This is a genomic window from Phenylobacterium sp. (assembly GCF_036264965.1).
Lineage (GTDB): Bacteria > Pseudomonadota > Alphaproteobacteria > Caulobacterales > Caulobacteraceae > Phenylobacterium.
The window spans coordinates 88998-108298 of record NZ_DATAPY010000039.1 but is presented as its reverse complement, the minus strand read 5'-3'; the positions used below and the strand labels follow the sequence as shown (position 1 = coordinate 108298).

The following is a 19301-nucleotide window of genomic DNA, read 5'->3' as shown; positions in this document are numbered from 1 at the left end:
CCGTCAGGGTAGGAATCGCGAGGGCTCACCAATGGCTGGACTACTTTCCAACTTCCGCAACACCTTCATTGTCGGCTTCCTGCTGGCGGTGGTGATGATCGTCGCCTACGCCACGGGGCCTCAAGGCGCCGGGCCGGCCTTCATCCAAGCCGTCATGCGCTGGATGCACGTGTTCTTCGGCATCCTTTGGATCGGGCTCTTGTACTATTTCAACTTCGTCCAGATCCGCGTGATGCCGCAGGTCCCCGCCGAGCTGAAGCCCGGCGTCTCCAAATACATCGCGCCTGAGGCGCTGTTCTGGTTCCGCTGGTCGGCGCTGGCGACGGTGATCATGGGCCTGGCGATCGCCGGGAGCCGCGGCTACATCGTCCAGACGCTGAGCTTTGGCCTGGTCGGGACCAGCGATCCCTCTAGCCACAAGCAGTACGCCCTGCTGGGCCTGGGCATGTGGCTGGGCATCATCATGATGCTGAACGTGTGGGGCATCATCTGGCCGAACCAGAAGCGCGCCCTGGGCCTCGTCGAGGCGGACGCCGACACCAAGGCCAAGGCGGCGCGGATGGCCATGCTGGGCTCGCGCACCAACCTAATGCTGTCGCTGCCGATGCTGGTGGCCATGACTATGTCGCAGACCGTCTTCGGCTGACGGCGGCGATTTCTGACGTCGGGAAGGCCCGCCTTAACCGGCGGGCCTTTTCAATAGGGGCCATGTCGATGACCCAGATGAGCGAACCGGAAGCTCCGAGCGCCGAGGCCGGCGATCTCGACGCCATGATCCGCCGCGTCGATCCCGACCGCTGGCTGTCCAGCCGGTTCATCGGCGGCGTCGAGGTCCGCGCGGACGTGGTGGCCATCTACGCCTTCGACAACGAACTGGCCCGCGCGCCGAAGGTGGCGTCCAACGCCCTGCTGGGCGAGATGCGCCTGACCTGGTGGCGCGAGGCGCTGGAGGAGATCTTCGAGGGCCGCCCGGTGCGGCATCACCCCGCCGTCCAGGCGCTGGCGCGGGCGGTGGAGCGCCGCGGCCTGGTGCGGGCGGACCTTGAGACCCTGATCGACGCGCGCTACCGCGAACTCGACCCCGAGCCGATGAACGAGGCCGACGTCCTCGACTGGGCCCGCGACACCGGAGGCATGACGGCCCAGTTGGCCGCCCAGGTCCTGGACCCGAAGACCGAGGCCAAGATGGCGCTGGCCGGCGGCTCGGCCTGGGCGCTGGGCAAGCGGCTCGCCGTGAGTCCGGAACTGCGTCCCACGTTCCTGAAGGTGATCCACGCCGCGCGCAGCGCCTCTCGCGCGCTCAGCGTCGCGGCCTTCCCGGCGATCGCCCACGCCGCCCTGGCCGGTCGGCCCTCGACCAACGACTTCGCCCGCAGGCTGCGCCTGACCATCGCCGTGGCTCGGGGGCGGATCTAGCCAGCCGTCACGCGGCCGGCGAGATGCCGCTTGCCAATCGGCGACCGTCCGCCAAGCTTCGCCGACGAGGCAGCCCGTCGAGAGGCCGCCCTCAGGGATGGGAGGCTTCGCGTGTTCAAGCAGCTTCTGACGCCGGTCGGCGACAGCTTGCCGTTGTCGTTCCTGGTCGCGGCCCTGCCGATCCTCACGGTCCTGTTGCTGCTGGGCGTCCTTCGCCGACCCGCCTGGCAGGCGTCACTGGGCGGGCTCGCCGTGGGACTGGTGACCGCGATCATGGTCTGGAAGTTGCCCGCGACCCTGGCGCTGAGCGCGGTCGCCAACGGGGCGGTGTTCGCCCTCTGGCCGGTGATGTGGATCGTTCTGGCCGCCCTACTGGTCTACAACATCGCAGTGGTCTCGGGGCGCTTTGACGCCTTCCGATCCTGGCTGCTGACCAACGTGCCGAACGACCGGCGGATCGTGCTGATCGTGATCGGCTTCTGCTTCGGCGCGCTGCTGGAGGGCGTGGCCGGCTTCGGGACGCCGGTGGCGATCACCGGGTCGCTGCTGATCCTTGTTGGATTTCCGGCGATGGATGCTCTGGTCCTGGTGCTGATCTTCGACACCGCTCCGGTCGCCTTCGGCGCCTTGGGAGCGCCCGTGACCGTGCTGGGCTCGGTGACCGGCCTGCCGGTCCACGCGCTCGCCGCGATGATCGGCCGGCAGTTGCCCGTGATGGCGGCGATCCTGCCGTTCTACGTCATGGGGCTCTATGGCGGCTGGCGCTCAATCCGGGCGCTATGGCCTGTGCTGCTGGTGGCGGGCTTAAGCTTCGCGGCAGGCCAGTTCGCGGCCTCCAACTACATCGACTACACGCTCACCGACGTGCTTGCGTCACTGTTTTCGCTGCTGGTGACCCTGGCCTTCCTGCGGGTCTGGCGCCCGGCGCCCGACCCAGCCTTTGCGATCCAGGACGAGGCGGCGCTGGAAGCTCGGCCGGCCGGTGCGCCGCCGGCCTGGCAGGGCTGGCTGCCCTGGGCGATCATCTCGGCGACGGTGGTGCTGTGGACCATCTTCAAGGTCGCCAATTTCGGCCAGCAGAACATCCACTGGCCTGCGCTGGACAAGGCGATTTCGATCACCCTCTACCATGATAAGCCCTACGCCGCCGTCTGGACGTTCCAACCCCTGGCCACGGGCACCGCGATCCTGCTGGCGGCGATCCTCACCGCCGCGGCGGTTAGGCTTTCGCCGGCCGCCTTCTTCGGCTGCGCCGTGCAAACGGTGCGGCAGGCGTGGAAAGCGGTGGTGACGGTGATGCTGATCGTGGGCCTGGCCTATCTGATGAACTACTCGGGCCTGGCCTACACGCTCGGCCTGGGCGCGGCGTCCACGGGACATGCCTTCGTGCTGCTGTCGCCGTTCCTCGGTTGGGTGGCGGTGATGCTCTCGGGCAGCGACACGTCAGGCAACGCGCTCTTCGGCAATCTGCAGGTCGTCGCCGCCAATCAGCTGCACCTGAGCCCGGTGCTGTTCGCCGCTACCAATTCTTCAGGCGGGGTAATGGGCAAGATGATTTCGCCGCAGAATATCGCCACTGGCGTCTCGGTGACCGGCCTGACCGGGCAAGAGGGCCGGATCTTCGCACGCACCTTCCCGCACAGCATCGTGCTGACGGTGATCCTGGGCGCCTTGGTGGCCGCCCAGCAGTTCCTGATCCCCTGGATCATCCCGGCGCACTAGGGCGCGGTTGCGGCTACTCCGCCGCCAGGGCCGGCGCGCCAGCGATCCAGCCGTCCAGGTCCACCAGCGCCCGCTCACCCACCAGCCGCTTCTTGGCCCGGCCACGTTCCTTGTGCGGCAGGCGTTTGCCGTCGGCGCCGTGCTTGGGGCCCTCCAGGGGCGGCAGCAGGCCATAGTTGATATTCATCGGCTGGAACGAGCCCGCGCGCCCATTCTGCGGACCTTCCAGGTGCCCGCCGGTGATGTGGCCGATCAGCGCCCCCAGAGCCGTCGTGGCCGGCGGCGGCGTGACGGCGTGGCCCAGGCGCTCGGCGGCGGCGAAACGGCCGGCCAGCAGGCCCACCGCGGCGCTTTCCACATAGCCCTCGACGCCGGTCACCTGGCCGGCGAAGCGCAGGCGCGGGGCGGCCTTGAGGCGCAGGCTCCCATCGAGCAGCCGCGGCGAGTTCAGGAACGTGTTGCGGTGCAGGCCGCCCAGGCGCGCGAACACCGCCTTCTCGAGGCCCGGGATCGTCCGGAAGACCTCGGTCTGGGCGCTGTGCTTCAGCTTGGTCTGGAAACCCACCATGTTCCACAGCGTGCCCAGCGCATTGTCCTGCCGCAGCTGGACGATGGCCCAGGCCTTCTCGGTGGGCTTGTGGGCGTTGGTCAGGCCCACCGGCTTCATCGGCCCGTGGCGCAGGGTCTCGCGGCCGCGCTCGGCCATCACCTCAATGGGCAGGCAGCCGTCGAAGTAAGGGACGTGCTCCCAGTCCTTGAACTCCGACTTCGGCCCGGCCAGCAGGGCGTCGATGAAGGCCTCGTACTGGTCGCGATCCATCGGGCAGTTGATATAGGCGGCCGCGTCGCCGCCGGGGCCTTCCTTGTCGTAGCGCGACTGGCGCCAGACCACGTCGAAGTCGATGCTCTCCAAGTATACGATGGGCGCGATGGCGTCGAAGAACGACAGTTCACCCTCGCCGGTCAGGTCGAGGATGGCCGCCGACAGGGCGGGCGAGGTGAGGGGCCCGGTCGCCACGATCACGCTGTCCCAGTCGGCGGGCGGCAGGCCGGCGACCTCCTCGCGGGCGATGGTCACCAGCGGATGAGCCTCCAGACGCGCCGTCACCGCCTCGGCGAAGCCGTCGCGGTCGACGGCGAGCGCGCCGCCGGCCGGCACCTGGTGGGCGTCGCCACAGCTGAGGATAATTGAGCCCAGCCGGCGCATCTCGGCGTGCAGCAGCCCGACCGCATTTCCGGTCCAGTCATCGGCGCGGAAGGAGTTGGAGCAGACCAGCTCCGCGAGCCGGTCGGTCTGGTGCGCGTCGGTGCCGCGCACCGGGCGCATCTCGTGCAGCACCACGGGCACGCCCGCCTCAGCGATCTGCCAGGCGGCCTCCGAGCCCGCCAGGCCGCCGCCCACCACATGTACAGGCTCTGGTTTCATGCGTGGCTAACTAGCAACGATCCGCGCGGATCGCGAGCGGGGCCTTGCAGGTGGGGGTCGTCAGCCCCAACCTTGCATCTAAAGGGGGGCCGACTCGTTTTCCTACGTTGTGGGGTCGGGCCTGTAGGGACGAGGATGGCGGGCTTTTCAGCCTCAGACGCTGCGCTAGAGGGATTTCGGGTCACGCGGGAGAATCCACGGGCGTTCGGCGCGTGGGTGATCGTTTCGTTCGTGGTGAGCGTGATCGCGTCGATCAGCACGGTGTTCATGCCGGCCAACGTCCGGCATGGCCTCGAGACCATGAGCGCCAGCGACACACCCACGGCGGGGCAGTTTCTCGACGCCCTGATCGTCGTGGCTCCGATCCTGTTCCTGGGGCTCGCGGTGCAGTGCATCATGGCCGCGGCGGTCTATCGGCTGATCTTCCGCCATGATGACACCCGCTTCGGCTACATTCGGCTGGGCGCCGACGAACTGCGGCTCATGGGGCTGACGCTGATCTATGTCGGCCTGACGATCTGCCTGGTGGTCGGTCTGACCATCGCCTCGGCCATCATCACGGCCCTGGCCTCCGTCGCCGGGGCCACGGTCGCGGACTTCGTGGGCGCGGCGACCTCGCTGTTCTCCTTCGGCCTGGTGATCTTCGTGCTGGTTCGGCTGTCGCTGGCGCCGGTGGCGACCTTCGCCGAGCGACGCCTGGCGATCTTCGAGTCCTGGCGACTCACCCACGGGCAGTTCTGGCGTCTGCTGGGCGCCTATGTCCTGGCGATCGCCTGCATCGCGGTGATCGGCCTGCTGTTGATCGTGGTCTTCACCGGCGTGGCCGGCGTGGTCGTCCTGCTGACCGGCGGCCAGCTCTCGGACATCCGCGGCATCTTCAACGCGGATGAGACCTCGCTGCGCAGCTATCTGAGCATCGGCGTGATCGCCTACACCGTGGTCTCCAGCGTGTTCAGCGCGCTCTACAACGCCGTGATCGCCGCGCCGGGCGCGGTGGCCTATCAGCACCTGCACGGTTGGCCCCCGGCCCAACCGCTGACCGCCCAGCCCGAGGCGGGCTGAGCGTCCCGACCGTGACCCGCTTTTCCGCCAGCGACGCGGCCCTGGAGGGGTTCCAGGTGATCCGCAACCACTGGCGCGTGGTCCTGGGCTGGGCCGGCTTCAACCTGCTGGCCATCTTCGCCGTGGTGATCGTCTTCATCCTGGTGGGCGTGACCGCGGTGACGGTGGTCGGCGGCGACCCCGGGCAGATCGGCCAGACCGTCGGCGGACCGATCGTCGGGATCGCGACCCTCGTCGTCCAGCTGATGATCGGCACGGCGCTGTTCCGCGCGATCTTCCGGCCGGAGGAGCGGGGCTTCCTCTATCTGCGGTTCGGCCCGGATGAACTGCGCGCCGTCGGCGCGAGCCTGGTCCTGGGACTGGGCGTCGGCGCCCTGGCGCTGGCGGCCGTGGCTCTGGCGCGGGCCGTTCGACCGGTCGGCAGCGCCGGGCCGGTCGTCGTCGGCCTGGCGGCGATCTGCGTAGGGGTCTGGCTCGGCCTGCGCCTGGGCTTCGTCCTGCCGATCTGCGTCGCCGAGCGTCGGATCGACTTTGCGCGATCTTGGCGGCTGACGCGCGGGCAGGGCTGGGCCCTGCTCGGCATGACGGCGCTGTGCGGGTGCCTGGGGCTGCTGGTGAGCGTCCTGGTCTGGGGCCTGTTCTTCCTGCTGACCCTGGCCGTGGTCGGTTTCCGGGAACTCGGCGATCTGGCCGGACCGGAGGGTTTCCGCAACCATCCCGGCCTCTTCCTACTGCAGGCGATCGCGCCCTTCGTGTTCGGCCCCTTCGCGATCGCCATCGGCTGGACGCCCTGGGCCGCGGCCTACAAGGCCCTGACCGCCGAGGCTCCCGCGGCTTAAGCGGTGGCGCTGGGCCGGGCCGAGGCGCGGCCGTGCCAGGCCTTCAGGTGCTCGTACTCGTCCTCCAGCGGCAGGCCGATCCAGCCGGCGAAATCGACGGTGGTCAGCAGGCAGATGTCGGCCATCGAGAAACGCTCGCCCGTGAGCCAGGTCTTCCCCTCCAGCTCGCGGTTGAGATAGCGCTGGGCGCCCTTGTAGGTCTCCTTGTTGCTTTCCCCGAAGTCCTTGAACTGGGTCAGCAGGGCGGCCGTGCGCGGGTGGGCGTGGCGCCAGAAATTGCCCACCGGCATCATCACCGTGAACTCGGTGCGGCGCACCCACATGTCGACCAGGGCCATCTCCACAGGCGTTGTCCCGAACATCGGCGGGTCCGGCTGGGTCTCGTCGAAGTAGCGGCAGATGGCGACGGTCTCGGCGATGCAGGTCCCGTCGTCCAGCTCCAGCGCCGGCAGCTGGCCCATGGAGTTCTTGGCCCGGAACTCCGGCGACTTGTGCTCGCGCTTCATCATGTCAACGCGGGTTTCGGGCAGTTCGATGCCCTTTTCCGCCAGGAAGATGCGCACCCGGCGCGGATTGGGGGCCGGATTCGGCGCGCCGTAGAGGATCATGAATTGGTGCTCCCTAGGATTGAATCCCTCCTCTTTAGGGGAGGGTGGATGGCGCGCAGCGCCGGACGGGTGGGGGTCTCGCGTTCAAGCGCGACGTTCAGTCACTAGGCTTTCCTCTTACCGAAGGCCGAGCTTCCAACGCCAGCACGATCGCGTCCATCACGCTGTCGATGTCCGTCCGAACAGCCGAGTTCGAGAATCGCATCACCAGATAGCCGGCGCGCTTCAGCACCACATCGCGGACGCCATCGTGCTCTGCTTGCAGGGGATCGTTGTGCTGCCCGCCGTCCACCTCGACCACAAGCAAGTGATCGATACAGACGAAGTCGAGATAGTAGCCGTGGAAGGGGCGCTGCCGGCGGAAGTGGAATCCTTGCGCGTGCAGGCGCTTGAGCCGGGCCCGCAGCCAGACTTCGGGTTCGGTCATGTTGTTGCGAAGGCGGCGCGCTCTCGCGGTTGGCGTTGTGACCAGTCGTGATTCCCCCACCCTGGCCGCTTCGCGGCCTATCCCTCCCCTAAAGAGCAGGGCTATCGCATGTGAGTCATGAGCCGCATGAGTTCTTGATCGTCCCACCTGGCTTTGAGTCGTTTGTGGGAGAGGGGGATCTTGGCGGGGTCGGCTCTGAGGACATTGAGGGCCATTCGTCTGAGGGCGGCGAGGGTGGCGGGGGCGTTGTCCTTGCGGCTGCGGGTTTGGTCTTCAGCCATCAGGACGTCGAGCTGCCAGTGCAGGCTGTTCTCGATCTGCCAGTGGGTCCTGGCCGCGCGCAGGGCCTCGGCCGGGGTGATGCGCCGGGAGAGGGCGTAGGCGCACACCTCATGGGTGGTGTTGGCGCCGACGGTGCGCCAGCGCTCGATGCGGGCGACGGCGACGAGGTCCACCAGGGCGTTCTTGCCGGGGCTCTGGCGGAACGGGATGACGAAGCAGCGTCGCACCTCGTCGCGGTCGTGATCCTCGTCGTGGGTCTCGGCGATGGCGGTCCTGGGGTTGGCGGCGGCCTTGTCGAGGGCGGCGCGGGCCTCGGCGGCCAGCTTGGACTGGTTGCCCTTGATGGCCAGGAGGTAATGGCCGCCCCGCTCGCGTACGGTCTGGGTCAGCCTGCGATGGCAGTGCAAGGCGTCGCCGCTGACCAGCCGGCCATCGAGGGACAGCAGTTGCAGCGCCGCGATCGCCGCCTCGGCCTCGCCGCCGGCGCCGGCCACCGCCTGGGCGAGGCTCAGGAAGCTCTCGCAGTCGAACACCGTGACCACCAGCGGGGGCATGTGGGCGCGGCCCTTCTCATAGGCCCGCCGCAGGCTCTTGCCGTCGATAGCCAGCTGGCCGGCGCTATCCTGGCGCGCTTGCAGCCCGAAGGCCGCCATCAGGCGCTGGAACGCGGTGTTGAACGCCGCCGGGTCCAAGGCGCGGAACACCCGGCTGAAGGTGTCATGGCTGGGCGCGCCCTCCTTCAGCGGAACGAACTGACGCAAAAGCTCAAGCCGCGCCTCGGCGAAGATCGCCATCTCCGTGCAATGCGTCGCTCCGCACAGCATCGCCGCAAAGGCGACGAACAAAATGTCCGTCAGATCATGCTGGGCGTTGTAACGGCGCGGGTCGGGTATCTCACCCAGGATCTCAACAACCGGCATCCGGGCTCCACATCTCTGCAAAGCCCACAAAGAATCCAACACGATCCCAGCCGCAACACCTTCAGCTACTCACATGCGATTCCCCTGCCCTAAAGAGGAGGGATGTTTACGCGCTGACCGCCGTCTTCGCCGGCTTCGACTTCGCCGCCTGGGCGCGCCGGCGTCCGGCCTGGCGTTCCAGCAGTTCGGCCAGGTAGCGGCCGGTCCAGCTCTTGGTGTTTCCGGCCACCTGCTCGGGCGTGCCGGTGGCGACGATCTCGCCGCCGCCGTCGCCGCCTTCGGGGCCGAAGTCGACGATCCAGTCGGCGGTCTTCACGACGTCGAGGTTGTGCTCGATGACGACCACCGTATTGCCCTGGTCGACCAGCTCATGGAGCACCTCCAGGAGCTTCTTGGTGTCCTCGAAGTGCAGGCCGGTGGTCGGTTCGTCGAGGATGTAGAGGGTCTTGCCGGTGGCCCGGCGCGATAGTTCCTTCGAGAGCTTCACCCGCTGCGCCTCGCCGCCGGATAGCGTGGTCGAGGACTGGCCGACCTTGACGTAGCCGAGACCCACACGTTTCAGCGTCTGCATCTTCTCGCGCAGCACCGGCACGGCCTTGAAGAACTCCGCCGCCTCATCGACCGTCATATCAAGAACATCGGATATGCTCTTGCCCTTGAAGAGGATTTCCAGAGTCTCGCGGTTGTAGCGCCGGCCGTGGCAGACGTCGCAAGTGACATAGACGTCGGGCAGGAAGTGCATCTCGATCTTGATCAGGCCATCGCCCTGGCAGGCCTCGCAGCGGCCGCCCTTGACGTTGAAGCTGAACCGGCCGGGGCCGTAGCCGCGGGCCTTGGCCTCCGGCAGGCCCGCGAACCAGTCGCGGATCGGCTGGAAGGCGCCGGTATAGGTCGCCGGGTTCGACCGCGGGGTGCGCCCGATCGGCGACTGGTCGATGTCGATGACCTTGTCGAACAGCTCCAGCCCCTCGATCCGCTCATAGGGCGCGGGCGCGTCGGAGGCGTTGTGCAGTCTTCGCGCGGCGGCCTTGTAGAGGGTCTCGACGGTGAAGGTCGATTTGCCGCCGCCGGAGACGCCGGTGATGCAGGTGAAGGTGCCTTGCGGGATCTCGGCGGTGACTTTCTTCAGATTGTTGCCGGTGGCGCCGATGACACGCAGGACGTTCTTCTTGGAGATCGGCCGCCGTTCCGCCGGCACCTCGATCTCGCGCGCGCCGGAAAGATACTGACCGGTAATGCTCCTGGGCTCGGCCATGATGTCTTCGGCCGTGCCCTCGGCGATGATCTCGCCGCCGTGGACGCCGGCGGCCGGCCCCATGTCGATCACGTGGTCGGCGGTGAGGATCGCCTCCTCGTCGTGCTCCACCACCAGCACCGAATTGCCGAGATCGCGCAGGCCCTTGAGGCTGACCAGCAGGCGCGCGTTGTCGCGCTGGTGCAGGCCGATGGAGGGCTCGTCCAGCACGTAGAGCACGCCGGTCAGGCCTGAACCGATCTGGCTGGCCAGCCGGATGCGCTGGCTCTCGCCACCGCTCAGCGTGCCCGAGGCTCGCGACAGGTCGAGGTAGTCCAGCCCGACATTGACCAGGAACCGCAGCCGGTCGGTGATCTCCTTCAGGATCCGCCGGGCGATCTCCATCTGCTTGTCGGTGAGTTGGGTTTCGAGACCCTCGAACCACTCGTGAGCGTGCTTGATGGAAAGCTGGCTGACCTCGCCCACGTGCTTGCCGGCGATCTTCACCGCCAGGGCTTCGGGCTTCAGTCGATAGCCGTGGCAGGCTTCGCAGGGCGTCTCCGCCTGATAGCGGCCCAGTTCCTCTCGCACCCACGACGAGTCGGTCTCGCGCCAGCGGCGCTCCAGGTTCGGCAGCACGCCTTCGAAGGTCTTGTTGACCTCGTATTTGCGGGCGTTGTCGTCGTAGATGAAGCGGATCTTCTCCGCGCCGGAGCCGTGCAGGATCACCTGCTTGGCCTGGTCCGGCAGCTTCCAGAACGGGACGTCCATCGAGAAGTCGTAGTGCCGCGCCAGCGCCTGCAGCGTCTGGGTGTAGAGCGGCGAGGGGCCCTTGGCCCAGGGCGAGATCGCGCCCTTGTGCAGGGTCTTGTCCTTGTCCGGAACCACCAGGTCGGCGTCGAAGGCCAGCTTCATGCCCAGGCCGTCGCAGACCGGGCAGGCGCCGTAGGGGTTGTTGAACGAGAACAGTCGGGGCTCGATCTCGCTGATCGTGAAACCGGAAACCGGGCAGGCGAACTTCTCGGAGAAGATCAGGCGACGCGGCGGGTCGTCTTCCGAGCCCGGCGGCTGGTCGGCCCATTCGACGATGGCGATACCGTCGGCCAGGCGCAGCGCCTGCTCGATCGAGTCGGCATAGCGGGTTTCCTGGCCGCCCTTGGCGACCAGCCGGTCCACCACCACGTCGATGTCGTGCTTGAACTTCTTGTCGAGGGCGGGCGCGTCCTCGATCGGGTAGAATTCCCCGTCGATCTTCAGGCGCTGGAAGCCGGCGCGCTGCCACTCGGAGATCTCCTTGCGGTACTCGCCCTTGCGGCCGCGGACCACGGGGGCCAGCAGGTAGATGCGGGTCCCCTCGTCGAGCGCCGTCAGCTTGTCGACCATCTGGCTGACCGTCTGGCTCTCGATGGGCAGGCCGGTGGCCGGGGAATAGGGCACGCCGACGCGGGCCCATAAGAGGCGCATGTAGTCGTGGATCTCGGTCACCGTGCCCACGGTGGAGCGCGGATTGCGGCTGGTGGTCTTCTGCTCGATGGAGATCGCGGGCGACAGGCCCTCGATCAGGTCCACATCCGGCTTGCTCATCAGCTCCAGGAACTGGCGGGCATAGGACGACAGGCTCTCGACGTAGCGGCGCTGGCCCTCGGCGTAGATGGTGTCGAAAGCGAGTGAGCTCTTGCCGGAACCCGACAGCCCGGTCAGCACGACGAGCTCGCCGCGTGGAATGTCCAGGCTGACGTTCTTCAGGTTGTGCTCACGCGCCCCGCGAACGCGTATGAAATTCAGCTGTTCGGCCATGCTGTCCCGGAAACACGAAAACGCCCGCGGAAGGTCCTGTCGAGCGCCGATCCAATGTAGGTCCGCGAGTCACAGATATCATGTGAACAGAAGCGGAACAAATGCCCAGCGACGAGGCGCCGCGCCCCGTCTGCTGACACCACGCTGTCAGCAGGGTTCGCGCGCTTGGTCTATTGTCGTGCCATGAGCCGCGCCGCCATCCGCCGGCCTCACCCCCATTCGCCGCAGAATTCGCCGGGTGTCAGGGCTTCTCCGCCAGCGCCAGCGCCTGCGCCTCGCGCATGACCCGCAGCGCGTTGCCGCTCCACACCTTGGCGATGTCGTCCTTGGAATAGCCGGCCTTCAGCAGGGCCGCGGTGATCTTCGGATAGGCGGTGACGTCGTCCAGGCCCTCCAGCCCGCCGCCGCCGTCGAAGTCGCCGCTGACGCCCACATGGTCGATGCCGGCCACCTGGATCGCGTGCAGCATGTGCTTCATGTAGTCGTCGAAGTTGGCCCGCTTCACCGGCCACTTCCTGTCGATCTCGGCCCGCGCGGCGATCAGGGCCACAGTCTGAGCCTCGGTCCTTTTTCCAGGTGAGGTGAGCTTTTGCATCAAGGCGCCCATGGCCGCGTCCCGCTCGGGGATGTGCGGCTGGTCGATCATGTAGCTGGAGAAGGCGTTGATCTGGATCACCCCGCCGTGGGCGGCCAGCGCCTTCAGGTGGGCGTCATCGACGTTGCGCGGGTGGTTGTAGATCGCCCGCACGCCGGAATGCGACAGGATGATCGGCGCCTTGGAGAGCGCCAGCATATCGTCCAGCACGGTGTCGGAGGAATGGGAGGCGTCGAGCAGGATGCCCATCCGGTTGGCCCGGGCGACAAACTCCTTGCCGAGCGGCGAGAGGCCGCCCCATTCCTTCTTGTCGGTCGCGCTGTCGCCCAGCTGGTTGTCCAGGAAGTGCACCGGCCCCATCACCCGGACGCCGAAGTCGTAGAAGGTCTTCATCAGGCTGAGGTCTTGGCCGAACGGGTTGCCGTTCTCCATGCTGATGAACACGAAGCGCTTGTGGCGTCTGGCGATGTCCAGCGCCTGATCAGGGGTCAGTGCGATCTCGAACTGCTTGGGGTTGGCCGCCACCATCTCGTGGATCTCGAGGCCGCGGACCAGGGCCGCGTCGCGCGCCTTCAGGTCGCCCTCGGGCGTGCGCGCGCCCTGTGGGGTGTAGATCGCGAAGAAGCCGCCATCGACCCCGCCGGCCACCATCCGCGGATAGTCCACCTGCGAGCCGTCCACCTTCACGTCGTGGCGGTCCATAATGTTCCAGCCGTCGCGGCTGAAGTTGGCCGGGGTGTCGAAGTGGGTGTCCAGCACGACCAGGCTCTCGTGCAGGGCCCGCTCGGCGGCGGTCTGGGCGAGGGCCGGCGCGGCGGTGGAGACCAGGAGAGCGGCGATCAGGCAGATGCGACGGGACAAGGCGAAACTCCGGTGGCGGACGACCATCTAGCGTGGGCGCGGACGCGCCGTCGCGTGCCAATACCGGCTACGGCGGCGCTTGCCTCAGGTTGAACGGTTTGCCGGCGCCGAATCCGCCATCCGTGGCTAGGCCCGGTCGATCCGCGCCGCGTAGCAGCCGCGCCCGGCGTTGTGGGCGTGGATGTAGGCGACCTGATCCTGCGCGAACATCCGGGCGATGACCGGCTCCAGCGCATCGCCCGAGACGATCTCGGCGTCGACCATCATGCCGCGCTCGTCGAAGGCGCGCAGCGACAGCGCCTTGCGCACCTTTAGGGCATTGGGAATCTCATCCACGGCGCGGTGGGTTTCCCGCGCCTGCTCGCTGACGAAGATGGCGTGCCGTGAGCGGTAGGGCGTATCGGCGCTCTGATGCTCGTAGTTCAACAGCAGGACCGTCTCGCCGACCCGCGCGTCCTCCAGGGTGACGCGGCAGGGAAAGCCGACGTCGGCGTCGACCGCGCAGCGGATCGCGCCATGCTCGGCCAAGGCCTCGTCCGAAAGGCCGAAGAGGGGACGGAAGGGCTCCAGCGGAAGCCCGGAAACGATGTAGGACATGAAGGTCTCCTTTGCGGGCCGGAACATCGGGGCGGGAGGCCTCGCAGCCAATCTGGCGAAATCAACACATGTCCGAAAGCCGCCAGTCTAGATGCCGACGACTGCGAAGACCGGCGGCGCAGGGGCCGTCGCGGCCTCCTCGATCAGCCACTCGCGGAAGGCCTTCAGGCCGCGCTTGGGCGGCTGGCCCGGCAGGACCAGGTGGAACTTCGCCGGCGTCGGGGTGAAGCCGAAGGGCGCGGCCAGCCGTCCGGCGGCGATGTCGTTGGCGACGTAGATCCAGGGCGACAGGCCCACGCCCAGGCCCGCCACCGCGGCCTCCAGCATGTAGAACAGATGCTCGTACTCGCGGTTCTCCGGCGCTTCGGGGACCGGCACACCGGCGTGCTCCGACCACTCGCTCCAGGCCTGGCGGTGTGGCCGCGTGTGCAGCCTGGGCGTACGCGCCAGGTCGAGGCCGCCGCGGGTCAGCTCCGGGGCCACCACGGGTCCGTGGAAATTGTCCAGGAAGGGGGTCGCCGTCAGGCCCTCGCCGGTGACGCTCTCGGTCAGGCGGATCGCGGCGTCGAAGGGCTCGCGGGTGAAATCCACCGGCCCGTAGGCCTCGGTGACCCGGATCGACAGCTCCGGATGGCGTGCGTGGAAGCCGGACAGCCGCGGGATCAGCCACTTCATGGCCAGGGTGCCGACGCAGGAGACGTGCAGCTCGCGGTCGGCGGCGGCCTTCACCTCACGGAACGAGGCCTCCAGCTCGTCGAAGGTGCGGCCGAGCGATCGGGCCATCCGCTCGCCCGCGTCGGTCAGCTTGAGCGCATTGCGTGGCCCTTGGGTCAGCTTCACACCGCACAGGGCTTCAAGGCTGCGGACCTGGCGGCTGACCGCGCCGTGGGTGACGCAGAGCTCATCGGCGGCCAGGCTCATCTTGCCTAGTCGGGCAAAGGCCTCGAACGCTCGAAGGGCCGTCAGTGGGAGTTGGCTGCGCTTGGCCATGTGACCTCAGCTCACAAGCTTCAGCCTGGATATAACGGCAGTCGACGAAGCGCCCAAACGACATCTCGGCGATGGGTTCGTGATCTCAGATCACAGAGCGCCGCGCCTTAGAAGGGCGTCGTAAGCTCCAACCCCTTGCCGCCGAAGTGGATGCCATCCTCCGTCAGCCATTCGGCCTTGGGTGCGGCGGGGGCGATGGGCGGCGCGTAGGCCGCCGCGGCCTTATCGGCGGCGCGCTGGGCGGCGGCGGGCTTGGCGAAGACGGCGGTCGCCAGGGTGCGGGTCTCACGCTGCTGCGTCAGGGTCGCCGCCGTCGTTGTCGTCGCGTCGAGGCTGGAGGTGGCGTGCGGCGGTATCGGATCCTGAGCCGGCGCGTGCCAGGGCTCGACGTTGTCGGAGGCCCGCCGCTGCTCCTGCGCGTGGGCGATGGGCCCCGCGCTCAGGAACACCGCTGTGGCCGCGAAAGCGACTTGGCGGAACCGCACGGACATCGACTGGGTCATGATCACGAAACACCCCCTTACTGGGTTGGTTTCAGTCTCCAGAAGGTAGTCACGTCAGCCCGGCTCCGCCAGGGCTTCACGGCTCAGCTGTCAGGTTTTCTGCGATTTGTCTCCACCACCCGGAAGACGGCGTTGGCGCGTGCGCAGGGCTGGCCGTCAGCGGTGACGAAGGCCTGGGCGAAGCAGAGCGTGCGCCCGGGCTTCACATATTCCGTACGGAACTCCAGCCACTGGCCCTGCTGGGCCATCCCCAGGAAATCGACGTTGAGGTTGACCGTCACCAGCCCGCCCGCCTGGTCCAGGGCGGCGGCGCAGGAGAGCCCCATGGCGTTGTCGGCCAGGGCCCCGATCAGGCCGCCGTGGACAAAGCCGCGGCTGTTGGTGTGGGCCGGCCCGGCATGCAGGCCGAGCACTACGGCCGAACCGGTCCGGCGGCTATAGAGCGGCTCCCAGGGCTCGGTCAGCGGGCTCTTGCGGTCATGCCGCGCGAACCCCGCCGGCGGGATATCGAGAAGGGCTTCCATGGCCGCGCCTCACGCCGCCGCCGAGAGGCGTGCGAAGCTCTGCAGCGTGCCGACGCAGGCTCGCGCCGCCTCGCGCCCCTTCACCCGGAAGTGCTCGTGGAAGAACCGCCGATGGACCTCGTGCTCATGGAAGTTGTGCGGGGTCAGCACCACCGAGAAGACGGGCGTCTCGGTGGCCAGCTGCACCTGCATCAGGGCCTGGACCACGGTCTGGGCGACGAAGTCGTGGCGATAGACGCCGCCATCGACCACCAGGGCCGCGCCGACGATGGCGGCGTAGCGGCCGGTGCGGGCCAGGGTCTGGGCGTGCAGCGGGATCTCGAAGGCGCCGGGCGTCTCGAACCGCTCGACGGTCTCGGCGGGGAAGCCGAGCACGGCCGTCTCCTCCAGGAAGCCGGCGTAGGCTTCCTCGACGATCTCGCGATGCCATAGCGAGTGGACGAAGGCGATCCGCGCGGCGCGGAAGGCGCCGTTGGCGGTGGGGAACTCGGCCGCCGGCTGGGCGGCTGTGGCTTGGGTCATGGTCTTCTCCCTGACGGGTTCGAGGAACCACGACTCAGGGAGACGCCGGCCACGCACGAACGGTCCGAAGGCCGCTCACACGCGTTCAGCGGTTCTCATAACCGGACTCTAACCGTCGGCCCCGGGATCCCACCGGTGTCTGCTTGTCCCCGCAGCCTTGGAGGGCCACGGGCGCCCGCGGGCTCGTCCCCCTCTTGCGAAGGGACATTACCGCCGGTGGGGACTTTCACCCCGCCCTGAGAACGTAGATCGCCGGAAACGCTCCGACGACGCGCTGAGGCTAACGCCGCCCGCCTGCGTGCGTCAAACGTTTGTTTGAATCGCGCAGGGGCCGGCGCAGGAGCTACTTCTTCTCGGCGGCCGGCGCCGCGGTCGCCGAGGCGGCGGGCGTGTCGGCGACGACGCTCAAGGCCATTTTCCAGGACCCGTCCGCCTGCGGCTTGTACTGGACCACCCAGTTGCCGAGTTCGGTCATCGGCTTCTTGGTCTTCGGGTCGGTCAGGGTGGCGGTGTAGCTTGCACGGTAGATGGCCATGTCGCCGCCTGAGGCGACGTCGACGTTCTCGTTGCTGATCGTGAGGTGGAAAGCCGGATCGGCGAGTTGCTGTTTGGTGCTGGCCAGGTCCTCGGCAGGGCCGCTGAGGTTTGGAGCGCCGTGGAACATGCCGATGATACTTGGCGCGTCATGGCTGACCGCCTTATCGGCGTCGTGGGCGTTAAGCGCCGCGACCGCGGCTTGCGCGTCGGCCTTCACGGCGTCGGCGATCTTGGAGGTGTCTGCGGCGGGCTTGGCGGGCTCCATCTTGGCGCAGGCGGTCAAGGATGCGGCCATCAGGATCGGCGCCGCCCAGGACATAGTCTTGGATTTGATCATTGGAATTCCCCCGTTCGCCGAACGTGGCGACGCGAGACGAAGCGCCCGAAAGCCGAGCCTGTCCACCTATCCCAAATTGTGGGCCGTGAGCTCTAAGCGCGCTTGTTCAGGGTGATGGCGGTCGCCGCGGCCGTGGGGCTCTGGGTTCCGTCGGCGCCGTAGCTGACGCCCCTGTGCCGCTGGGTGGCGACTTCCTCGGCGATGGCGCGGACCAGGCCCTCGGTGACGGTCTTGGCGGCGTTCACGGCGCGGCTCTGGCGGGCCAGCACGGCGTCGAAGGCTTCGGTGGCGCGGATCAGGCGCATCCGTTGCTCGCGGGGCGCGCTGTCGACCAAGGCCGGGTTGGCGCGGATGCGGGCCGACTCGTGGCGGTAGATGTTGGCGAGGCGCTGGGTCTCTTCGACATAGGTCGCGGCCTCGTGCGGGCGGCGGGCCTCGAAGGCCTTGGCCTGGCCGGCCACCAGGGACGTCAGCCGGTCGGTGAGCAGGATCAGCTGTTCGACGCGTTCGAGAGCGTCTTCGGCGGACACGATCATCAGTGCAATCCCTGCATCTTGAGCATCTCGCGCTGGACCGAGGCGGCCAGGCCGACGCCGCCGTTGGCGACCATCTTCTTGGCGATCCCGTCGGCCAGGAACGACTTGAACATCTCGGCGCCCTGGCCGCCGCTGAAGGCCTTGTCGACGCTTTCGTCCTCCTGCCCGAGCATCTGGCCGATCATCACCGACATGAACGCGGCCTCGAACTTCTGAGAGGTGTCCTTGATCTGGCCGCGCTTGGCCATTTCCGCGGCGCTGGGCGCGGCGGCGGCCGGGGTGAGCAGGTTGGCGGTCAGGGAAGAGGCGGTCAGGTCGGTCATTATTGCACCTGGATCTCGGCTTGCAGAGCGCCGGCGGTCTTGATGCTCTGCAGAATGGAAATCATGTCCCGCGGCGTGACGCCGAGCGCGTTCAGCCCGGACACCATGGAGGAGAGCGAGGCGCCGTTCTTGAGCGTGATGAACTTCTTGCCCTTCTCCTCGTCCACCGAGATGTCGCTCTGCGGCACGATGGCGGTGGTCCCGCCCTTGGAGAAGGCGGTGGGCTGGCTGACCTGCGAGCTCTCGCGCACCGTGATGGTCAGGTTGCCCTGCTGGATGGCGACGGTGGAGACCCGCACGTTCTCGCCCATGACGATGACGCCAGCGACCTCGTCGATCACCACCTTGGCCGGCGAATCCGGCTCGACGGACAGGTTCTCCACCTGGCTGACGAAGCTGACCATGTTCTCGCCGGCGGGCGGGCGGATGGCGACGATGGTCGGGTTCTGCATCTGGGCGCAGCCCGGGAAGCGCGCGTTGATCACCTCGGCGATCCGCTGGGCGGTGGTGAAGTCGGGATTGCGCAGGGTCAGCCGCAGGACGCTCATGCTGACGAGCTGGAAGGTGGTGTCCAGTTCCACGCTGGCCCCGCCGGCGATGCGGCCCGCGGTGGGGACGCCCTTGGAGACCGTTGAACCGGAGGCGCCGGAGGCGCTGACCGAACCGGTCTGCACCGTGCCTTGGGCCACGGCGTAGACCTGGCCGTCAGGGCCGGAGAGCGGGGCCATCACCAATGTGCCGCCCAGCAGGCTCTTGGCGTCGCCGATCGCCGAGACCGTCACGTCGATCTTCGAGCCGGGCGCCGAGAACGGCGGCAGCTCGGCGGTGACCATCACCGCAGCCACGTCCTTGGTGTTGGGGGTCGCGGCGCGGGTGTTGACGCCCAGCCGCTCGAGCGCCGACTGCAGGCTCTGCTGGGTGAAGGGGGCGTTGCGCAGGGCGTCGCCGGTGCCGGCAAGGCCCACGACGAGGCTGTAGCCGACCAGGTGGTTGCCGCGCACGCCCTCGAACTCGACGATGTCCTTGATGCGGGACTTGGCCGCCGCCGGCCCGGCGCAAAGCCCTACGGCCAGGCTCACGGCGAGAAGGAGGGCGGGGACGGCGCGGAGGGAAAGACGCATGTTTAACCGGTTGAAGCTGCTTCGCGCCTCCCTATGCGATCTGCATGCCAATCCGGGGTGTTTAGAAAACCTAATGAAATCAGCTCGGCGCGGCGCGCTGACATGGCGCGATCGGCGCCGGC

General features: G+C 67.9%; 20 protein-coding genes and 1 riboswitch. Of the genes, 5 read left to right on the top strand and 15 right to left on the bottom strand.

Annotated elements, in window-relative coordinates:
* Positions 1 to 31: 31 nt before the first annotated feature.
* The 3 genes from VHS75_RS05720 (at position 32) to VHS75_RS05710 (ending at position 3138) form a co-directional block, all read left to right on the top strand.
* Complete coding sequence (locus VHS75_RS05720) at positions 32 to 646, top strand: urate hydroxylase PuuD (RefSeq protein WP_329637644.1); 615 nt, start codon at positions 32 to 34, stop codon at positions 644 to 646.
* Positions 647 to 714: 68 nt separating this feature from the next.
* A complete protein-coding gene (locus VHS75_RS05715) occupies positions 715 to 1416 on the top strand; it encodes a squalene/phytoene synthase family protein (RefSeq protein ID WP_329637643.1) in 702 nt (233 codons plus the stop codon).
* Between the two features lie 111 nt (positions 1417 to 1527).
* Positions 1528 to 3138, top strand: a complete 1611-nt coding sequence (locus tag VHS75_RS05710) for an L-lactate permease (protein WP_329637642.1) — start codon at positions 1528 to 1530, stop codon at positions 3136 to 3138.
* A gap of 13 nt (positions 3139 to 3151) precedes the next feature.
* Here the strand turns inward: VHS75_RS05710 and trmFO are convergent, their stop codons facing one another.
* Positions 3152 to 4564 (bottom strand): methylenetetrahydrofolate--tRNA-(uracil(54)-C(5))-methyltransferase (FADH(2)-oxidizing) TrmFO, encoded by a 1413-nt coding sequence (gene trmFO, locus VHS75_RS05705; RefSeq protein ID WP_329637641.1) that lies wholly within the window; start codon positions 4562 to 4564, stop codon positions 3152 to 3154.
* A gap of 216 nt (positions 4565 to 4780) precedes the next feature.
* Here trmFO and VHS75_RS05700 point away from each other — a divergent pair, with 216 nt between their 5' ends.
* Both VHS75_RS05700 and VHS75_RS05695 read left to right on the top strand, forming a co-directional pair.
* Positions 4781 to 5626, top strand: coding sequence for a hypothetical protein (locus VHS75_RS05700; RefSeq protein ID WP_329637640.1), 846 nt, complete (start codon positions 4781 to 4783; stop codon positions 5624 to 5626).
* 11 nt (positions 5627 to 5637) lie between these two features.
* Entirely contained in the window at positions 5638 to 6465 is an 828-nt protein-coding gene (locus tag VHS75_RS05695) for a hypothetical protein (protein ID WP_329637639.1), read from the top strand.
* Here the strand turns inward: VHS75_RS05695 and VHS75_RS05690 are convergent.
* From VHS75_RS05690 to VHS75_RS05625, 14 genes are all read right to left on the bottom strand, one after another.
* On the bottom strand, positions 6462 to 7073 hold the full coding sequence (locus VHS75_RS05690; protein ID WP_329637638.1) for a glutathione S-transferase family protein: 612 nt from the start codon (positions 7071 to 7073) through the stop codon (positions 6462 to 6464). The two genes, VHS75_RS05695 and VHS75_RS05690, sit on opposite strands and share 4 nt — an antisense overlap.
* A 97-nt stretch (positions 7074 to 7170) precedes the next feature.
* A complete protein-coding gene (locus VHS75_RS05685) occupies positions 7171 to 7560 on the bottom strand; it encodes an endonuclease domain-containing protein (protein ID WP_329637637.1) in 390 nt (129 codons plus the stop codon).
* Positions 7561 to 7601: 41 nt separating this feature from the next.
* Positions 7602 to 8702 carry an ISAs1 family transposase gene (locus VHS75_RS05680; protein WP_329637636.1) on the bottom strand — a complete coding sequence of 367 codons (1101 nt, stop codon included), beginning with the start codon at positions 8700 to 8702 and terminating at the stop codon, positions 7602 to 7604.
* 106 nt (positions 8703 to 8808) lie between these two features.
* Positions 8809 to 11733 carry an excinuclease ABC subunit UvrA gene (gene uvrA / locus VHS75_RS05675; RefSeq protein WP_329637635.1) on the bottom strand — a complete coding sequence of 975 codons (2925 nt, stop codon included), beginning with the start codon at positions 11731 to 11733 and terminating at the stop codon, positions 8809 to 8811.
* 241 nt (positions 11734 to 11974) lie between these two features.
* A complete protein-coding gene (locus VHS75_RS05670; protein ID WP_329637634.1) occupies positions 11975 to 13189 on the bottom strand; it encodes a dipeptidase in 1215 nt (404 codons plus the stop codon).
* A gap of 126 nt (positions 13190 to 13315) precedes the next feature.
* Complete coding sequence (locus tag VHS75_RS05665) at positions 13316 to 13786, bottom strand: DUF1203 domain-containing protein (protein WP_329637633.1); 471 nt, start codon at positions 13784 to 13786, stop codon at positions 13316 to 13318.
* A gap of 87 nt (positions 13787 to 13873) precedes the next feature.
* Entirely contained in the window at positions 13874 to 14776 is a 903-nt protein-coding gene (locus tag VHS75_RS05660; RefSeq protein ID WP_329637632.1) for a LysR substrate-binding domain-containing protein, read from the bottom strand.
* A gap of 107 nt (positions 14777 to 14883) precedes the next feature.
* A complete protein-coding gene (locus VHS75_RS05655) occupies positions 14884 to 15285 on the bottom strand; it encodes a hypothetical protein (protein ID WP_329637631.1) in 402 nt (133 codons plus the stop codon).
* A 77-nt stretch (positions 15286 to 15362) separates the two neighbouring features.
* Entirely contained in the window at positions 15363 to 15803 is a 441-nt protein-coding gene (locus VHS75_RS05650; RefSeq protein ID WP_329637630.1) for a PaaI family thioesterase, read from the bottom strand.
* 9 nt (positions 15804 to 15812) lie between these two features.
* Positions 15813 to 16325, bottom strand: coding sequence for a 6,7-dimethyl-8-ribityllumazine synthase (locus VHS75_RS05645; RefSeq protein WP_329637629.1), 513 nt, complete (start codon positions 16323 to 16325; stop codon positions 15813 to 15815).
* Between the two features lie 87 nt (positions 16326 to 16412).
* Positions 16413 to 16573, bottom strand: a riboswitch (FMN riboswitch).
* A 95-nt stretch (positions 16574 to 16668) separates the two neighbouring features.
* Positions 16669 to 17199, bottom strand: coding sequence for a YybH family protein (locus tag VHS75_RS05640; RefSeq protein WP_329637628.1), 531 nt, complete (start codon positions 17197 to 17199; stop codon positions 16669 to 16671).
* A gap of 92 nt (positions 17200 to 17291) precedes the next feature.
* Positions 17292 to 17735, bottom strand: a complete 444-nt coding sequence (locus tag VHS75_RS05635; RefSeq protein ID WP_329637627.1) for a flagellar basal body protein — start codon at positions 17733 to 17735, stop codon at positions 17292 to 17294.
* Entirely contained in the window at positions 17735 to 18058 is a 324-nt protein-coding gene (locus VHS75_RS05630) for a rod-binding protein (protein ID WP_329637626.1), read from the bottom strand. The genes VHS75_RS05635 and VHS75_RS05630 overlap by 1 nt, the downstream gene beginning before the upstream one ends.
* A complete protein-coding gene (locus VHS75_RS05625; RefSeq protein ID WP_329637625.1) occupies positions 18058 to 19179 on the bottom strand; it encodes a flagellar basal body P-ring protein FlgI in 1122 nt (373 codons plus the stop codon). The genes VHS75_RS05630 and VHS75_RS05625 overlap by 1 nt, the downstream gene beginning before the upstream one ends.
* Positions 19180 to 19301: the final 122 nt, after the last annotated feature.

Bases quoted from the DNA above. Each gene is read 5' to 3' on its own strand.
- VHS75_RS05720 (WP_329637644.1), top strand. From the start codon at position 32: ATGGCTGGACTACTTTCCAACTTCCGCAACACCTTCATTGTCGGCTTC.
- VHS75_RS05715 (WP_329637643.1), top strand. From the start codon at position 715: ATGACCCAGATGAGCGAACCGGAAGCTCCGAGCGCCGAGGCCGGCGAT.
- trmFO (WP_329637641.1), bottom strand. From the start codon at position 4,564: ATGAAACCAGAGCCTGTACATGTGGTGGGCGGCGGCCTGGCGGGCTCG.
- VHS75_RS05690 (WP_329637638.1), bottom strand. From the start codon at position 7,073: ATGATCCTCTACGGCGCGCCGAATCCGGCCCCCAATCCGCGCCGGGTG.
- VHS75_RS05680 (WP_329637636.1), bottom strand. From the start codon at position 8,702: ATGCCGGTTGTTGAGATCCTGGGTGAGATACCCGACCCGCGCCGTTAC.
- uvrA (WP_329637635.1), bottom strand. From the start codon at position 11,733: ATGGCCGAACAGCTGAATTTCATACGCGTTCGCGGGGCGCGTGAGCAC.
- VHS75_RS05665 (WP_329637633.1), bottom strand. From the start codon at position 13,786: ATGTCCTACATCGTTTCCGGGCTTCCGCTGGAGCCCTTCCGTCCCCTC.
- VHS75_RS05660 (WP_329637632.1), bottom strand. From the start codon at position 14,776: ATGGCCAAGCGCAGCCAACTCCCACTGACGGCCCTTCGAGCGTTCGAG.
- VHS75_RS05650 (WP_329637630.1), bottom strand. From the start codon at position 15,803: ATGGAAGCCCTTCTCGATATCCCGCCGGCGGGGTTCGCGCGGCATGAC.
- VHS75_RS05645 (WP_329637629.1), bottom strand. From the start codon at position 16,325: ATGACCCAAGCCACAGCCGCCCAGCCGGCGGCCGAGTTCCCCACCGCC.
- VHS75_RS05640 (WP_329637628.1), bottom strand. From the start codon at position 17,199: ATGATCAAATCCAAGACTATGTCCTGGGCGGCGCCGATCCTGATGGCC.
- VHS75_RS05635 (WP_329637627.1), bottom strand. From the start codon at position 17,735: ATGATCGTGTCCGCCGAAGACGCTCTCGAACGCGTCGAACAGCTGATC.
- VHS75_RS05630 (WP_329637626.1), bottom strand. From the start codon at position 18,058: ATGACCGACCTGACCGCCTCTTCCCTGACCGCCAACCTGCTCACCCCG.
- VHS75_RS05625 (WP_329637625.1), bottom strand. From the start codon at position 19,179: ATGCGTCTTTCCCTCCGCGCCGTCCCCGCCCTCCTTCTCGCCGTGAGC.